Below are 18410 nucleotides of genomic sequence, written 5' to 3'. Positions count from 1 at the left end.
ATTTAAAAGTTAAATAAAAAATAAATTATAATTGATTATAGGGTTTTAAAAAGTTGTTAAATAATAACATGATATATAATTATGATATAATATTAATTAACATATATTGTATTGGGGTATGAAAATAAAAAGAGAGATTAGAGGGGGCAAGTAATGAGTATTAATGAAACTATATTTGAATTTATTCCGTTCCCTGTGTGGATTAAAAATAGCTTAGGGGAGATAATTTACATAAATAAATCTTTTGAAATTAACTTTAATTTATCGCTGGAAGACTTTTATAATAATATTTCAAATATTTATAAAAGAGATTTAGTTAGTTATATTAAATGTATAGATAAAGAACTTACAGATATAAAAAAAATAAATAAATCTTTATTTAAGCATATAGTATTTTGTGATAAATCAAAGGATAATAAATGTCATAACTGGGTAGGATTTTTAATAGATATATCAAATGCATATAATGAAGAACTTGAAAATCAGAGAAATATACTAAGGACTATAATTGATAATATACCTGAAATAGTTTTTTATAAAGATAACAAAAGTATATATAGAGGTGTAAATCGACACTGTGTAGATTTTTATGAAAATCTAGGTATAGATAATGTAATTGGAAAAACAGATTTAGAATTATATCTTGATAGGGACTTTGTAGAAACATGTGCAAAGCATGATAAGGTCGTTATAGAAACTAAAAAACAATTAATTATAGATGAAGAAGTTCCAACTGAAGATGGTGATATAAAAATTGTAGAGACTATAAAGACGCCTGTAATTAATGATAGTGGAGATATATGGGGAATAGTTGGAGTTGTTAGAGATGTAACAGAAAGAAAATCAATAGAAAAAAAGCTTAGATATTTAAGTTATACAGACGTTCTTACAGGACTATATAATAGAGCTTATTTTGATGAAAAGATAGAAGAATTAATAAAAAATGGACAATTTCCAATAGGTATAATGATTGGAGATGTAAATGGACTTAAAATAATCAATGATACAATAGGTCACCTTGAAGGAGATGAGCTATTGAAAGAAATTTCAAAAAAATTAAAAGAAGTGTTTGATGAAAAAGGTTTTATTTTTAGGTGGGGTGGAGATGAATTTGTTATATTAATACCATCAACATCTAATAAAGAATGTGATAAGTTAATGGAAAGATTGAATTCTATCTGTAAAAACTATGAAGGTGATAAGTTTAAACTTAGTATGTCTATGGGATTTTCAATATTAAATAATGAAATTGATAAAGTAGATAAAGTGTTAGGAGATGCAGAGGATAAGCTTTATAGGCAAAAAATACTAAATAGAAAAAGCTTTAGAAGCTCTATACTACATTCATTAAAAGAAAGTCTTCAGTCAAAGAATGTAGAAACTGAGGAGCATACCGAAAGGGTAGCAAATTATGCAACTTTAATAGGTAAGTACTTGAAACTTGATAGTGCAACTATAGATGAATTATCTTTAGTAGGTAGATTACATGATATAGGAAAGATTGGTATACCAGAGCGATTATTACTTAAGCAAGATAAACTTACGGATAATGAATATGAAATCATGAAAACACATTCAGAAAAAGGATATAGGTTAGCAATGCTACTACCGGAATTAAGTCATATATCTAGAAGTATACTAACGCATCATGAAAGATGGGATGGTCTAGGTTATCCGCTAGGACTTTTAGGAGAAGAAATCCCTCTTGTATCTAGGATAATAGCTGTCGCTGATTCATTTGATGTAATGACTACTAATAGAGTATATAGTGAGAAAAAAACTGTGAAAGAAGCTATAAATGAATTAAGAAAATGTTCAGGGAAGCAATTTGATAGTAATATTGTGGAAGCCTTTTGTTATTTAGTAGAAAGCGGAGAATTAAAAAAACAATACTACAAAAAACGACAAAAATAAATTTACTTTTTATATAAAATTATAATATAATTGATAAAGAAATTTAAATAGGAGGGTGTTATGAAAAGACTAAAATTAGCATTAGTAGTTATGTCTTTATTTTTAAGTATTTTAGGATTAGTGGGATGCTCTTCTAAAGAAAATAATACTAAAGATAAAAAACTAAAAATAACATTAGTTTTAGACAAAGGAGGAGTCAACGATGAATCCTTTAACCAGTCAGCATGGGCAGGAGCAAAAGAAGCTGAGAAAAAGTATGGAGTAGAGGTAAATTACATAGAGTCTAAAGAAGACAGTGAGTATAAAACAAATATTGAAACTGCTGTTGATCAAGGTACAGACTTAGTAATTGGGGTTGGATTTAAGTTAGCCGATGCAATAAAGGAAGCAGCTGGATATTATCCAAAGCAAAACTTTGCAATAATAGATGGAAGCTATGATAAAATACCATCAAATGTAAGATCGATACTTTTCAATGAACAAGAAGCTGGATATCTAGCAGGTTTGGTTGCTGCTAAAGTAAGCAAATCAGATAAGTTTGGGTTTATTGGAGGAATGGATATTCCATCAGTAAGTAATTTTGCTGTAGGATATGAAAAAGCATTAAAAGAGGTAAAGCCAGATGCTCAGTTAATAACTCAATATGCAAACTCATTTACCGATTCGTCAAAAGGAAAAGCTATATCAACTAAAATGTATACAAGTGGAATAGATATTATATTTACTGCAGGTGGAGGCGTTAATTCAGGAGTTTATGAATCAGGAAAAGAACTTAGTAAATTAGCTGTTGCTGTAGATCTTCCTCAAAATCGCATAGCTCCAGATACAATACTTACATCTGCTCTTAAAAATGTTGGTACAGGAGTAGAACTTACAATTAAAGATTTAGTAGATAATAAATTTAAAGGCGGAGAAGTTGCTATGTTTGATATTTCTAATGGTGGAGTTGGATATGAAAAAACTAACTTAATACCTCAAGATGTAGTTAACTTCGTAGAATCAAAAATTAAAAAATAATATATAAATAAAAACCGTTATTAAATAATACGGTTTTATTTATATATTTTGATTTTTTATAATAAATGATATAATTAAAATTATAAAAGGAGGTAGATTAAATGTTAAAGAAAATCGCAGTCTTAAAAGAAGTTGCATCTAAAATAGGTCGTAAAAAAGCCCAAGAACTATTATCAATGGTAGAGGGAAGTGAACCATTTGTTGCAGAAGTTAAAATAAAAACAAGTGGGATTGAGGCTAAAAAAGAAGAAATAACATTAAAAGAAAATCAAAAAATTATATTTGAATACATAGAAGACTAAAAAGAATTATTAAGATAAGTTATACTTAAAATTTTGATTGTTTTTTACATTATGAAAGCATCTTTTAACTAAGGTGCTTTTGTTATTTAAAGTTATAATATTAGTTATAATTAAATTTAAAAAATATTAAATGATTTAATATATATTACATTATTAGTAGCTGTATTGAGTATTTTAACTAAGTTAGGTACAAACTCTAATTTCTCTAAAAGTGAAAGAGAGGATTCAGTAATATCTTTATTTGTTATGATTTTAATTGCTATTTATATTATAGTTAGCCGATTTAAATTAAAATCTTCAAATTCAGCAAATTAGGCTTAAATTAAGTATGTATCCTAAATTAACCCATATTTTTCCATATAATTCCAATATAAATTTACATATTTTTACATTTAAAAATAAAATTAAAAAATAAATACAATAATGGTAAAAAATTGTAACTTTTTTGTAACTTTTATGCAATTTTTATTTACAATAAACTCCTGTTATAGTAACCTATAAATAGGTAGATTTTGTCGATAGAGAAAATCTATGGTTATATTATTAATAAATGGGAGGAAGGTTGATGAATCAAAGAAGTATAACAAAAGCGATAGTATTAAGTTCAGCAGTTATGGCAATTGGTGTGACAAATTCATACGCGGCAGAAAAAGGAACAGTGAATGTCGACGTGTTAAATATAAGAAGTGGGGCAGGAACAAATCATTCAGTAATAACTAAATCATATAAAGGAAATATAGTTGAAATACTAGATCAGTCAAATGGATGGTATAAAGTAAAATTGTCAAATGGAACTATTGGTTGGGCAAGTGGGCAATATATAACAAAGGGCTCAGGTAGTAATTCAGGAGAGGTAGCAGTATCAGGATATGGTACAGTGACAACATCTACATTAAATGTTAGAAGTGGAGTAGGAACAAGTAATTCTATAATAGGAAAAGTACACAAAGGTGATAGAGTAGAATTACTTGCAAGCAAAAGTGGATGGTATAAAATAAGACTATCAAATGGAAGTGCTGGATGGGCAAGTGGAGACTACATAACAAAAGGATCAAATAATTCAGGTAGCAATTCAGGAGAAGTAGCAGCATCAGGATATGGTACAGTGACAACATCGACGTTAAATGTTAGAAGTGGAGCAGGAACAAGCTATTCTATAGTAGGAAAAGTATACAAAGGCAATAAAGTAGAATTACTTGCAAGCAAAAATGGATGGTATAAAATAAAACTATCAAATGGAAGCACTGGATGGGCAAGTTCAGACTACATAACAAAAGGATCAGATAACTCAGGTAATAATTCAGGAGAAGTAGCAGTATCAGGATATGGTACAGTGACAACATCTACATTAAATGTTAGAAGTGGAGCAGGAACAAGCTACTCTGTAGTAGGAAAAGTATACAAAGGTAATAAAGTAGAATTACTTGCAAGCAAAAATGGATGGTACAAAATAAAACTATCAAATGGAAAAACAGGATGGGCAAGTGCAGACTATATAACAAAAGGTTCAGGTTCATCATCAAGTGAAGACACTACTAATCCTTCGGAGAATAAAAGAGAAGCTGTAGTTAATTTAGCTAAAGCTCAGATAGGCAAACCATATGTATGGGGAGCAGAAGGACCTGATTCATTTGACTGTTCAGGATTAATGTATTATGTATATAAAAATGGAGCGGGAAAGACTTTACCAAGAACATCAGTAGAACAATCTAAGGTTGGAACTACTGTAAGTAAATCAAATTTAAAACCAGGAGATTTAATTTTCTCTAGTACTAATGGAACTGGCAATGTCAGCCATGTAGGAATATATATTGGAAATGGTGAAATGATACATGCACCAAAGCCAGGATCAAATGTGCAAAAAGCTAATATAAATTCATCATACTGGAGTGGTGTACATTTATGGTCTAAGAGTGTATTATAATTTTAACTAAAAATAAATTATAATACCATATAATAAAGGCATGAAATAATAATTTTATTATTATTTCATGCCTTTTCTTCTTATAAGTAAATACTAAGAAATAATATAAATGTGATAGCTATATATTTTTTAGTTTATGATATAATGAATAGCTGATAAAAATTAAAAGGAGCAAAAGATGAACCATAAATTTATAGATTTTAAATTAAATAAAGAAATATTAAAAGCATTAAATAACTTAGGTTATAAAAGACCATCTAAGGTTCAAGAAGACGTAATTCCAAGATTGTTAAATTGTGAAGATGTAGTGGTAAAGTCGAAAACAGGAAGTGGTAAAACTGCAAGTTTTGCCATACCAATATGTGAGAATATAAAGATAGATAATACTAATGTACAGGCCCTTGTAGTAGTTCCAACTAGAGAGTTAGCACTACAAGTTAGTGAAGAGATATCTAACATTGGTAGACTTAAAAAGATTAGATGTAGTGCTATATTTGGAAAGCAACCTATAAAAGAGCAAATTGCAAGTTTAAAACAAAGAGTTCATATTGTAGTAGCAACTCCTGGAAGAATAATAGATCACATTGAAAGAGGAACTATAAACTTAGATAATTTAAAATATTTAATAATAGATGAAGCGGACAAAATGTTAAATAAAGGATTTATAGATCAAATAGATACTATATTTAAAAATTCACCAAACAAAAAAGCTATTGGTCTTTTTTCTGCAACTATAGATAAGGATATAAAATATGTGTGTGATAAATATATGAAAAATTCATCTATGCTAGATATAGAAGATATAAAAATAATTAATAAAAAACAAATACATGAAGAAATTATAAAAATTGAAGAACAGGAAAAATATGAAATTTTAAAAAAGCTTATATATTTAGAAAATCCAAAATCACTAATGATATTTTTAAATACAAGAGAAAGAGTTATGAAGTTATATAGCCAGATGAAAAAAGATAAATTTTTAGTAAGAGAACTTCATGGAGACATGTCTCAAGATAAGAGAATATATGTTATAAAAGATTTTAAAGAGGAAAAGTTTAATATATTAGTAAGTAGCGATGTAGCATCAAGAGGTATTCACATTGATGATATTTCCTTGGTAATAAACTATGATGTTCCAAAAGATAAGGAGAACTATGTTCATAGAATAGGTAGAACAGGAAGAAAAGATAAGTTTGGAAAGGCTATAACTCTTGTATCAAATAAAGATGAAAAATATATAAATGAAATAATAGATTATATTGGATATGATATAGAAGAAAAAGAATATATAGAAGAAAAAGATGTTAAAAAAGGTAAAATAAAATTTGAAGAATATAAAATGCAATTATTAAAGAATAAGAAAATAAAAAGATTAGATATGAAAATTCATAGTGAAGTAACTACTCTATATTTAAATGCAGGAAAAAAGAAAAAAATAAGAGTTATAGATATAGTAGGAGCTATAAGCAATTTAGATGGTATAAAAGGTGATGATATAGGGGTTATAAAAATAGAAGATTTATGTTCTTATGTTGATATATTAAATCATAAAGGAGAAGGTATATTAAAGAAATATAAAGAAATAAGTATAAAGAAAAAAATGGTAAAAATAAAAAGAGATAATCAAGGGAATTAATAAAATTAAAAGTCAGCTGGAGGTATGAAATGCTTAATAAAAAGGACTTTTTAAAAAGATACAACATAAGCGAAAACTTTTTAGTTAAAAATGATATAGATTGGGATACATTAGAACAAATATATGATGATTATAACAAGTATAGGAAAAGCTATGAAACACAAGCTGAATTAATTGCTAATATTTTAAGAGGACACAATAAAGTACACTCTGTTAAAACAAGAGTAAAAGATGGTGATCATCTAATCGAAAAGATTATAAGAAAAACTCAAGATAGAAAAAATAAATATGGTAACGACTTTAAATTTAATTTAGATAACTATAAAGAGGAAATTACAGATTTATTAGGTATAAGAGTAATTCATATATTTAAAGAGGATTGGGAAGAAATACATGATTTTATAAGTCGAATGTGGAATGTAAATGAAATAGTTGCAAATATAAGAGAGGGAGATAATACTAAAAAGTTTGAAGAATTAGGAATACATGTATGTTCTAGGTTATCAGGATATAGATCAGTTCACTATTTAGTAGAGTCTTACCCGACTACTAGCAAAGTTATCGCAGAAATACAAGTTAGAACAATATTTGAAGAAGGGTATGGAGAAATAGATCATCAGCTAAGATATTCACTAAAAGAAATACCTGAGATACTTGAACAAAATTTGATGTTACTTAATAGAATAGCTGGAAGCTCTGATGAAATGGCGTCTCTTATAAACATGTTAAGTAAAAGCTTTAAAGATATAGAATATGAATGTAGAAAAAGATTAGATGAAAAAGATAAAGAAATCTTAAAATTAAAAGTAGAAATATCTGAAATTAAGTCTATATCAGATAAAGAAAAGTATAGATTAATAAATCAGATAGAACATATAATTAAATAGTAAGAAATATAAAAATACTTATATCTAATAAAACTAGATATAAGTATTTTGTATTTATAAGAAGTTATAGTTTATTTTAAAATATAACAAATTTTATAAAAATTAAAAGGATAAAGGCTTCTTATGTAATATATAAACAGAGTAGATAAATATTAGAATTAAGAAAGTTATGTGCACATAAATAGATAAATAGTATTTTGGGGGGAAAGTAAATGAAAGAGGAGATATACTGTGAAGTTATTGAAAAAATAATAGAGAGTATAGATGAAGGGGTACACTTTATTGATAAAAATTACAAAACTATTATCTATAATAATTCTATGGCAAAATTAGAGCAAATGGATAAAGAAGAAGTACTTAAAAAGCCGTTTACTGATATAGCAAGAACTATGGAGATAAAAAATAGCACATTACTAAAAGTTCTAAAGAGTAAAATATCTATAAAAAATAATGTGCAAATATATCTAAACAAAGATGGAAAAGAAATTACAACTATAAATACAACTATTCCTATAATAGTAGAAGAAGAGCTAGTAGGAGCACTTGAAATATCTAAAGACATGACACAAATTCAGACTCTATCAAAACAGATTTTGAAGCTTGAAGAAACTAAGGTTAATAATATAGAAAAGGATAAAAAAATATTTTATAAATTTGATGATTTTATTGGAGAAAGTGATTGTATAAAAAAATCTCTTAATATATCTAAAAAAGCATCTAAAAGTGATGCCACAGTTTTAATATATGGAGAAACTGGAACAGGAAAAGAGCTTATAAGCCAATCTATTCACTATGATAGTAAAAGAGCAAAATATCCATTTATAGCACAAAATTGTGCAGCACTTCCAGGGAGTTTATTAGAAGGGATATTATTTGGAACAGTAAAAGGAGGATTTACTGGAGCAGTAGATAGACCAGGTTTATTTGAACAGGCAAATAAAGGAACTCTTTTATTAGATGAAATAAATTCAATGCCACTTCAACTTCAGGCAAAGCTACTTAGAGTTTTACAAGAAGGATATGTAAGAAGGGTAGGAGGTACAAAAGATATACCTGTTGATGTTAGAGTTATTGCCACTACTAATGAAAATCCACAGGATATACTAAATGAAGGTAAACTTAGAAAAGATTTATACTATAGGTTAAATGTTATATATATACAAATACCTCCATTAAGAGAAAGAGGAGAAGATATAATATTATTGGCTAATAAGTTTATAGAAAAATATAATCATAAACTAGATAAAAGCGTTAAGGGGATAACAGATAGAGGAAAAAAATTCTTAGAAATCACTATTGGCAAGGTAATGTACGTGAACTTGAAAATACAATATATTCAAGTATGAGCATGATGGAGGAAGAAGAACTTTTAAGTAAAGATATTATAAATATAAATGAGTATAAAACTAATGTAGCAGAAAATATGTACATTATAGATGTAGAAGCTAGACCATTAGATTGGATTGTAGCTGACATAGAGGAAAGATATATTAATGAAGCTCTAGATAAAAGTAATGATAATATTACTAAAGCTGCTGCTATACTAGGCCTTTGTAGACAGAATTTACAATATAAAATGAAAAAGTATAATATAAAGAGAAAGTAGCTTAAAAGTTCATAACTTATGGGGGATATATGGACAATATTAAATATAAAAAATATAGAAAGATTTTAAATATACTAGAAATTATATTATTATTTATTGGAATTGTAGTAAGAGGATTTTTGATATACAACTTAAGTATATGGTATATAGGTAGCATAAAAGTAGATTCAATTTTGCTTTATTATTTTATTGCTACAATTTTTCTAGAATTCATTTTTTGGTTAAGAACTAGTAAAAATGAAGAAAATAAAGAGGATAAAAAGACTTATAATAATATACAAGGCTTTTTTGTAGTGATAATATTCAATTTATTATTTGATTATATTTTCGATCATTATAATGTATGGGCATCAATTTTAATTTTTATATTTATTTTACTTAGTATTAAGTATGAGAATATAATTAATAAGTATTTAAATAAAATTAGTAATAATGAAGTGACTAATGCTATATTAATAATTATAATTTTCGCTGGATTTTTTGCTGGATTCTTTAAAGACAGTTTATATCCTAAAAATACAGTGTATAAGGTATATAATAAGGATAAATATGAAAAGTATTTTAAAGAATTAACATCAATTCAAAGTATTTACTTTAATGTTAAAAAGGGTATGACAATAGATGAAATAAAAAAATTAACACCATTAATATTTGAACAAGATAGTGAAATAAAGTATCTTTATACAATCAAAGATACTGATGAAAGTCTACAAATAGAAATTGATGAAGAAAATAATAAACTATATCGGATAGGTTATGAAAGTAAAGACTTAAAGATAATAAGATTTATATACAACGATGATAATAAAGAAAATCTTATAATTTATAAAATTTCAAAATTAGGTGAGGGAATATCATATGAAGAATTTGATATAACTCCGTACAACTTAGAACAACAGATGTATCTGTTATTAGATTATAAATAATTAATTTAAAGGACTATAAAGAGCAAAAAAATTTGCAGTTAATGCAAAATTTAATGCTCTTTTTTATTTGTTTTTATTTATATTATAAATTTTATATAAAAAATTTACAACTAATTAATCGTTAAATATTTAATTAAAAGTTAATACCTGCAAACTATTAACTTTTAAAAAATTAATAATAAAAAATATAACTTATGGCATGATGTTTGCTTTATTAAATAGTAGGTATTTTTATTATTTTTAAATAAGGGGGAGTTTTCAATGAGAAATATTAGAGTTGGAATTTGGGGATTTGGAGCAATGGGAAGTGGAATGGCAAAAATGCTTTTAAAGAAAACAGGAATAGAAATAGTTGCTGTATGTGATAGGAATGAAAAAAGATTAGGCAAAAGTATATATAAAGTATTAGATATAGAAAGAGGAGAAAGACCAGAAGTTATAATAAATTCAAATCCAGATGAAGTATTTATTGAAGAATGTGCAGATGTTGTATTAATAGCTACAGACTCATTTACAAAAGGTGCATTTGATAAAATAAAGTTAGTATTAGAAAAGAAAATAAATGTTATATCTACTGCTGAAGAAATGGCATTTCCTAAAGCTCAAGAGCCAGAATTAGCAGAACAATTAGATAAAATAGCCAAAGAAAATGGAGTTTCAGTTCTTGGGACAGGAATAAATCCAGGATTTGTACTTGATTTATTAATTCTTGCGCTTACAGGAACTTGTGAAGAGGTAGATTACATAAAGGCAGCTAGAGTTAATGATTTATCTCCATTTGGAAAGGCTGTAATGATAGAGCAAGGTGTTGGTGTAACTAAAGAGGTATTTGATAATGGTGTTAAAAATGGATCAATAGCAGGGCATGTAGGATTTCCTGAATCTATAAATATGATAACTGAAGGTATAGGATGGAATTTAGAAAAAGTAGAACAAACTAGAGAACCAATAATGAGTAGTATATATAGAAAGTCAGAATATGCAGAAGTAGAATCTGGAAATGTTGCAGGATGTAAACAGTGCGGATATGGATATGTTGATGGGCAGATGAAAATAGAAATGGAACATCCACAACAAATATTACCTCACTTAGAAGGTCAGTCAACAGGAGATTATGTAAGTATAAAAGGTATACCAAATATAGATTTACAAATAACTCCAGAGATACCAGGTGGAATAGGTACTATTGCTATGTGTGTAAACTCTATACCTCATGTAATAAACGCAAAACCAGGATTAAAAACAATGTTAGATATTCCAGTTCCAAGAGCGATGATGGGAGATGTACGAAAGTTAGTGGAGCTAAAAGAATCAGCAGAAGCTTAAAACTTAATAATATTCGTGCTAGTTAGTACGAGTTAATATAAAGGAGAGTGCTAGTATGGATGCTAAACGTGGAGACTGGGTTATAATCCACAATATAGTTTTAAATCCTTGCCAAAGAGCACCACAAGTACCAGAGGATACAAAATCTCATCCTCTTGAAATGTGGGTTAAAGGATTTATAGATAATGATGCAAACATAGGTGATTTGGTAAAAGTAGAAACTATTACAGGAAGATTAGTTGAAGGAAATTTATTACAAGTCAATCCTTATTATACTCATGATTATGGAAAGTGTATGCCAGAGTTACTTCAAATAGGAATTTGTGCAAGAGAAATATTATTTGGAGGTGACTTAAATGATGAAAGACAATAGCTACAAAGCGGTTATGAATAGAAAAAATGAAATTATGAAAAATGCAATAGGAATAGATTATGCTTTATTTGAAAATGAGGGAATATCTTTTGATTATGAAAAGATGATGAGAGAAACGGGTTACTCTTTAGATGAAATAGAAAAAATTCAATCAAATCACGCAGTGGGGAATACTCCTATAATAGAGCTAAAAAATATAAGTTCTTTAGCTAGAAAAGTAGCACCAAAAGGAAAGGGAGCAAGAATATTTATAAAAGATGAAGCATCTAACGCGTCAGGAAGTTTTAAGGCAAGAAGGGCAGCGACTGCTGTATATCATGCTAAAAAAATGGGATATAAAGGTGTAATAGCAGCAACTAGTGGAAATTATGGAGCTGCAGTAGCATCTCAAGCAGCTATGCAAGGACTTAAATGTATAATTGTTCAAGAATGTTATGATAGTACAGGTATTGGACAACCAGAAATAATAGAAAAGGCCAGAAAATGTGAAGCTTATGGAGCGGAAGTTGTTCAGTTAACAGTAGGACCAGAGTTATTTTATACATTTTTACTAATGTTAGAAGAAACAGGGTACTTTAACGAGTCACTTTATTCTCCATTTGGAATAGCAGGAGTAGAAACTCTAGGGTATGAAATAGCTATGCAATTTAGAGAAAGAATAGGCAAAGATCCAGATGTAGTAGTTTGCACTAATGCAGGTGGAGGTAATTTGACAGGAACTGCAAGAGGTCTTATAAAAGCAGGTGCAATGGATACTAAAGTAGTCGGAGCTAGTGTTAATCTAAAAGGTCTTCATATGGCTAGTGATAGTCAATTTAACAAAAAATCTTTTACGACAGGTCATACTGGATTTGGAATTCCATTTTCTACTTGGCCAGATAGATCAGATGTACCAAGATCTGCTGCGAGACCACTTAGATATATGCATAGATATGTAACAGTAAATCAAGGAGAAGTATTTTATATGACCGAACTTTTGGCACAGCTTGAAGGTTTAGAGAGAGGTCCAGCTGGTAATACATCTTTAACTGCTGCGTTTTGTTTAGCTCAAGAACTAGATGAAGATCAAGTTATAGTAGTTCAAGAAACAGAATATACGGGAGCAGGAAAACATATAAATCCACAGCTTACATTTGCTCGTGAAAATGGAATAGAAATAAAATTTGGAAATCCACAGGAAGAAATATGTGGTAAGAATTTAATATTACCATCTCATCCAAATTTAATAAAAATCAATGAAGTAAATATAGATAAAATAAGAAAATCTTATATAAAAAATGCAATAGAAAATAATAATGTAAAATATTTAAGTAAAGAAGATATAGAATTTCTAGCCAAAGATAGTAAGTCTAGTGAAGAGTTCGTAAAAGAAATTTCTAAAGAAATACTATGTAAAATTTAGGGGGGATATATATGAAAAAGAGATTAGATGATTATAAAGATAGAAGAACTCATTTATCTAATTTAAGTGATGAAGAGCTACATGCAAGATTTTGGAAATTAGCAGAAGAAATAGTTGATCCGATGCTAGAATTAGGCAGAAAAAATACATCTCCATCAATAGAAAGATCAGTACTTTTAAGAATGGGATTTTCGTCACTTGAAGCTAAAGAAATAGTTAATATAGTACTAGAAAAAGGACTTATAAGTAAAGGTGCGGGTCATGCTGTCTATAAATTAGCAAAGGTTAAAAATATAAGTGTAAGAGATGCTGGAGTTAAATTAGCAAATGGAGAATTCTTAGATGAAATAGATAATCTATTTGGTAAGGAGGAAGCACCATGTTAAAAGAAAATAAAAAGTTAGATATAGAGTATATATTAAATGATTTAGAAAATTATAGACCAAATAGAAAAGGTTGGACTTGGAGAGAAAATGAAAAAGACTTAGAAATGGGACCTTTTAAATATCAAGATTGCTCAACGCCCCTAGTCGATAGTGTAGCTCTTCCATCAGCTAAATACTTTAATAATATAGACCCTCAGCCAAAATGTGTAATAACCACAGAAATAGCTTCAGGTAGATTTGAAGATGATATAAGAAGAATGAGAATGGCAGCTCATCATGGAGCGGATCACATAATGGTTATAAGAACTGCTGGTCAATCTCATTTTGATGGACTTATAGAAGGTACACCTCAAGGTATAGGTGGAGTTCCAATAACTAGAAAACAAGTTAGAGCACAAAGAAAAGCTCTTGATTTTATAGAAGAAGAAGTTGGAAGACCTATAAATTACCATTCTTATGTAAGTGGAGTTGCAGGACCTGAAGTTGCCGTAATGTTTGCAGAAGAAGGTATAAATGGGGCTCATCAAGACCCACAATATAATGTACTTTATAGAAATATAAATATGATAAGATCATTTGTTGACGCTTGTGAAGCGAAAAATATAATGGCATTTTCAAATATGGCTCAAATAGATGGAGCTCATAATGCTAATGCAACTGCAAGAGAAGCTTGGAAGGTTATGCCGGAACTTATGGTACAACATGCACTAAATTCAATATTTTCATATAAAGTTGGTATAAAAAAAGATAATATATGCTTATCAACAGTTCCTCCAACAGCTCCACCTGCTCCATGTTTAACATTAGATCTTCCTTATGCAGTAGCGCTTAGAGAGTTATTTAGTGAATATAAAATGAGAGCTCAAATGAATACTAAATATATGGACTCTTCAACTAGAGAAGCTACTGTAACTCATGTACTTAATTTATTAACATCAGTTTTAACAAGAGCAGATATACAGTCAACCATAACTCCTGATGAAGGAAGAAATGTACCTTGGCATATGTACAATATAGAAGCCTGTGATACTGCTAAGCAAGCTTTAGTTGGTATGGACGGATTAATGGATATGATAGAACTTAAAGAAACTGGTGCATTAAGAGATAAGTCTAGAGAGTTAAAAGAAAGAGCTATTTTATACATGGAAGAAATTCTAGAAGTTGGTGGATATTTTGAAGCTGTTGAAAAAGGATTTTTTGTTGATTCAGGAAATTATCCAGAGCGAAATGGTGATGGAATATCTAGAAAAATAAGAGAAGGAGTAGGAGCAGGAACAGTCTATGAAAGAGATGAAGATTACTTAGCACCAGTAACTGCTCACTTTGGATACAACAACGTAGCTCAATATGATGAAACTTGTGTATTAAATCCTTCTAATTTAATAGATGGGTGTACATTTGAAGATCCGGATAAAATAATATATATAGATGAACTAGATGATGTTGATAATGTAAATGTAAGACTTAAAGAAACTGAAGAATTTAGAAATTCTACTAAAATAAAACCAGAAATGGAATGGTGTGCAGATGGTACAGTAATGATTACTATGATGCTACCAACAGATAAAAGAACAGCTGAATTTGCAGCAATAGAATTTGCTAAGAATATGAATTTAGAAGAGGTTGAAGTTATAAGTAGAGAAGTAATGCATAGTGCTGAAGGAACTAGAGTTGAGTTAAAAGGAAAAGTTGGATTTAGCATAGATATAAATGATTTAGTAATACCAAAAGAACAAAAGGTAATGACTGATGATGAAATAAGAGCAGATATAGAAGCGATGCCTATGAAGATAGTTTGTGCAACAGTAGGTGAAGATGAACACTCTGTTGGGCTTAGAGAAATAATAGATATTAAGCATGGTGGTATAGAAAAATATGGTATAGAATGTCATTACCTTGGAACTTCAGTTCCAGTTGAAAAACTAGTAAATGCAGCAATAGAATTAAATGCTGATGCAATACTAGCATCAACAATAATAAGCCATGATGATATACATTATAAAAATATGAAAAAAATGCATGAATATTGTATAGAAAAAGGTATAAGAGATAAAGTCATAATAGCTTGTGGAGGAACACAAGTAACACCTGAGATTGCGGTTGAACAAGGAATGGATGCTGGATTTGGAAGAAATGATAGAGGAGTAAATGTAGCGACATTTTTAGTTGAAAAAAGAAGAGAAAATCTTCAAAAGAAATTAGCTGAAAGTGAAAACAATTAAGATATGAAAATAGATGTATTAGTTGCTGAGATAGGATCTACAACAACAGTTGTAAATGCCTTCTCAGGTATAAACTCTGATAATCCTAAATTTCTTGGTCAAGGTCAATCTCCAACAACTGTATTTGAAGGTGGGGATGTTAGAAATGGTTTAGAAGGTGCAATTTCTAGTTTATCTAAAAACTTAGGTGTAGAAAGTATAGAATATGATGATATGTTTGCGACATCTAGTGCTGCAGGTGGACTTAAGATGACTGTTCATGGGTTAGTCTATGATATGACAGCTAAAGCTGCCAAAGAAGCTGCTTTAGGGGCTGGTGCTGTTATACATAAGGTAAGTGCAGGAAAACTAAGAAGAACAGATATAAAAGAGATTAAGGAAATTAAGCCTAACATTATATTAATAGCGGGAGGAGTGGACTATGGTGAGCGTGATACCGCTATATATAATTCAGAACTTATTGCAGGTTTGAATTTAGGTGTCCCTGTAATTTATGCAGGAAATATTGAAAATGTAGAAGAGATAAAATTAATATTTGAAGATACAAACTATAAATTGTATGTAGTTGACAATGTTTATCCTAAAATAGATTTACTAAACATAGAGCCGACTAGAGATGTTATTCAGAAGGTATTTGAAGAACATATAACTAATGCACCTGGAATGCAACATGTAAAAGAAATGGTTAATGAACATATAACGCCAACACCAGGCGCGGTTATGGAATCTGCAAAACTTTTAAAAAACTATTTAGGAGATTTGATGGTTATAGATGTTGGAGGAGCTACCACTGATATACATTCTGTTACAGAAGGTAGTGAAGGTGTAAATAGAATATTAGTAAACCCAGAGCCTGTTGCAAAGAGAAGTGTTGAAGGTGATTTAGGTGTTTATGTAAATATGAGAAATATTGTTAATTTAATTGGTAAAGAAGAGCTAGAGAAAGAACTAAAAGATCTAGATGTAAATAAAATAATGAATAATTACTTACCTATACCAAAGACACAAGATCAGATAAAATTTGTTGAAAGACTTACAAAAGAAGCAGTACTTAGAGCTACTAAAAGACATGCAGGGATTATTAGAAATATATATGGAACAAGTGGCAAAAGTAAAATAGCTGAAGGTAAGGATTTAAGTGAAGTTAAATATATTGTTGGCACAGGCGGTGCACTTACAAGGTTACCTGAAAGATCTGAAATTATGAAATCTATTAGTGAGTATAATAGAAATAAAGATTTATTATTCCCAAAGGCAAAAGCAAAAATATTAGTAGATAACGATTATATTATGGCATCTCTTGGAGTACTATCTAAAAAATATGAGGTATCATCTTTAAAGCTTATGCTAAAAAGCTTGGATTTAGAGGAGGATAAATTATGTATCCAAGGTTAGAGATTAATATAGATAAGTTGAAACAAAATGTAGCTTTTGTATCAAATATTTGCAAAAGTCATAATATAGATATGGCTATGGTTACTAAATCATATTGTGCTATACCAGAGGTTGTAGAAGAAATAACTAAAGAAAATGTTGATTATATAGCAGATTCAAGGATTGAAAATTTAAGATATTTATCACATATAAATTTGCCTAAAATATTACTTAGAATACCAATGATTAGTGAAATTAGTGATGTTATAAAATACTCAGATATTAGTTTTAATTCAGAAATTAAAACTATATATAAATTAAATGAAGAGGCAAAAAAGCAAAATATAATTCATAAAGTTGTTATAATGGTTGACTTAGGAGATTTGAGAGAAGGATATTTTAAAGAAGAAGAATTATTAAGTTCAGTAGAAGATATTTTGAAATTAGAAAATATAAAACTATATGGTCTAGCTACTAATTTGACATGTTACGGCGCAATAATACCATCTAAAGACAATCTTGGAAGATTAGCAAGTTTGGCTAAAAAGATAGAGAATAAGCACAATATAGTACTAGATTTTGTATCTGGTGGAAATTCAAGTTCAATCTATTTAGCACAGTCATTTGAAATACCTTATGGTATAACAAACTTAAGACCAGGAGAAGCTATAGCTCTTGGGCGTGAGACTGCATACGGAAAGATATTAGAGGGAACAAATCAAGATGTATTTAAATTGATTTGTGAAATAGTTGAAAAAAAAGATAAACCATCTTTGCCAGTAGGTGAGATTGGTGTAGATGCCTTTGGAAATAAGCCAGAGTATGAAGATAAAGGTATACTAAAAAGGGCGATTGTAGCTATTGGAAGACAGGACATAGACATAACATCTATTAATCCAATAGATAAAGATATAGAAATTTTGGGGGCTAGTTCAGACCATATGATACTTAATGTGAGCGGATGCAGTAAAAAGTATGATATTGGTGATCTAGTTGATTTTAATGTTGAGTATGGGGGATTAGTAAGTGCATCAACTAGTAAGTATGTGCATAAAAAGATAGTATATGATGAGTATAAAAAAGTAGAATTAGCGCATTAAGCAAAAAGGTTACCA

Annotated in this window: 16 protein-coding genes; all 16 read left to right on the top strand. The window is 28.9% G+C overall.

Annotated elements, in window-relative coordinates; translation table 11 throughout:
- Window positions 1-153: 153 nt before the first annotated feature.
- The 16 genes from JWF52_RS11125 to orr all read left to right on the top strand — a co-directional run bounded on the left by JWF52_RS11125 (window position 154) and on the right by orr (window position 18395).
- Window positions 154-1914 carry a sensor domain-containing diguanylate cyclase/phosphohydrolase gene (locus tag JWF52_RS11125; protein WP_208333633.1) on the top strand — a complete coding sequence of 587 codons (1761 nt, stop codon included), beginning with the start codon at window positions 154-156 and terminating at the stop codon, window positions 1912-1914.
- Window positions 1915-1974: 60 nt separating this feature from the next.
- Window positions 1975-2931, top strand: a complete 957-nt coding sequence (locus JWF52_RS11120) for a BMP family ABC transporter substrate-binding protein (protein WP_208333632.1) — start codon at window positions 1975-1977, stop codon at window positions 2929-2931.
- 101 nt (window positions 2932-3032) lie between these two features.
- A complete protein-coding gene (locus tag JWF52_RS11115) occupies window positions 3033-3233 on the top strand; it encodes a hypothetical protein (protein WP_208333631.1) in 201 nt (66 codons plus the stop codon).
- 565 nt (window positions 3234-3798) lie between these two features.
- A complete protein-coding gene (locus tag JWF52_RS11110; protein ID WP_208333630.1) occupies window positions 3799-5157 on the top strand; it encodes a C40 family peptidase in 1359 nt (452 codons plus the stop codon).
- Between the two features lie 178 nt (window positions 5158-5335).
- On the top strand, window positions 5336-6793 hold the full coding sequence (locus JWF52_RS11105) for a DEAD/DEAH box helicase (RefSeq protein ID WP_208333629.1): 1458 nt from the start codon (window positions 5336-5338) through the stop codon (window positions 6791-6793).
- A gap of 29 nt (window positions 6794-6822) precedes the next feature.
- Window positions 6823-7680 (top strand): RelA/SpoT domain-containing protein, encoded by an 858-nt coding sequence (locus tag JWF52_RS11100; RefSeq protein ID WP_208333628.1) that lies wholly within the window; start codon window positions 6823-6825, stop codon window positions 7678-7680.
- A gap of 212 nt (window positions 7681-7892) precedes the next feature.
- On the top strand, window positions 7893-9026 hold the full coding sequence (locus tag JWF52_RS11095; RefSeq protein WP_286184117.1) for a sigma-54 interaction domain-containing protein: 1134 nt from the start codon (window positions 7893-7895) through the stop codon (window positions 9024-9026).
- Entirely contained in the window at window positions 8960-9286 is a 327-nt protein-coding gene (locus JWF52_RS19340) for a helix-turn-helix domain-containing protein (protein WP_502711254.1), read from the top strand. Before JWF52_RS11095 ends, JWF52_RS19340 begins: the two co-directional genes overlap by 67 nt.
- A 29-nt stretch (window positions 9287-9315) precedes the next feature.
- Complete coding sequence (locus JWF52_RS11090) at window positions 9316-10212, top strand: hypothetical protein (RefSeq protein ID WP_208333627.1); 897 nt, start codon at window positions 9316-9318, stop codon at window positions 10210-10212.
- A 261-nt stretch (window positions 10213-10473) separates the two neighbouring features.
- Entirely contained in the window at window positions 10474-11538 is a 1065-nt protein-coding gene (gene ord / locus JWF52_RS11085; protein ID WP_208333626.1) for a 2,4-diaminopentanoate dehydrogenase, read from the top strand.
- A gap of 55 nt (window positions 11539-11593) precedes the next feature.
- Window positions 11594-11911, top strand: a complete 318-nt coding sequence (gene ortA / locus JWF52_RS11080; protein ID WP_208333625.1) for a 2-amino-4-oxopentanoate thiolase subunit OrtA — start codon at window positions 11594-11596, stop codon at window positions 11909-11911.
- Complete coding sequence (gene ortB / locus JWF52_RS11075; RefSeq protein WP_208333624.1) at window positions 11895-13313, top strand: 2-amino-4-oxopentanoate thiolase subunit OrtB; 1419 nt, start codon at window positions 11895-11897, stop codon at window positions 13311-13313. The genes ortA and ortB overlap by 17 nt, the downstream gene beginning before the upstream one ends.
- 11 nt (window positions 13314-13324) lie before the next feature.
- Window positions 13325-13699 (top strand): ornithine aminomutase subunit alpha, encoded by a 375-nt coding sequence (locus JWF52_RS11070; protein WP_208333623.1) that lies wholly within the window; start codon window positions 13325-13327, stop codon window positions 13697-13699.
- The gene (gene oraE / locus JWF52_RS11065) at window positions 13693-15921 is read left to right on the top strand and encodes a D-ornithine 4,5-aminomutase subunit OraE (RefSeq protein ID WP_208333622.1); all 2229 of its coding nucleotides are present in this window, start codon (window positions 13693-13695) and stop codon (window positions 15919-15921) included. Before JWF52_RS11070 ends, oraE begins: the two co-directional genes overlap by 7 nt.
- A 3-nt stretch (window positions 15922-15924) precedes the next feature.
- Entirely contained in the window at window positions 15925-17316 is a 1392-nt protein-coding gene (locus tag JWF52_RS11060; RefSeq protein WP_208333621.1) for a GlmL-related ornithine degradation protein, read from the top strand.
- Window positions 17301-18395 carry an ornithine racemase Orr gene (gene orr, locus JWF52_RS11055; RefSeq protein ID WP_208333620.1) on the top strand — a complete coding sequence of 365 codons (1095 nt, stop codon included), beginning with the start codon at window positions 17301-17303 and terminating at the stop codon, window positions 18393-18395. The genes JWF52_RS11060 and orr overlap by 16 nt, the downstream gene beginning before the upstream one ends.
- Window positions 18396-18410: the final 15 nt, after the last annotated feature.

The organism is Clostridium sp. CCUG 7971, from assembly GCF_017590215.1.
GTDB lineage: Bacteria > Bacillota > Clostridia > Peptostreptococcales > Peptostreptococcaceae > Faecalimicrobium.
Note: the sequence above shows the minus strand (reverse complement) of the source record. Positions and strands in the feature narration are given on the sequence as shown.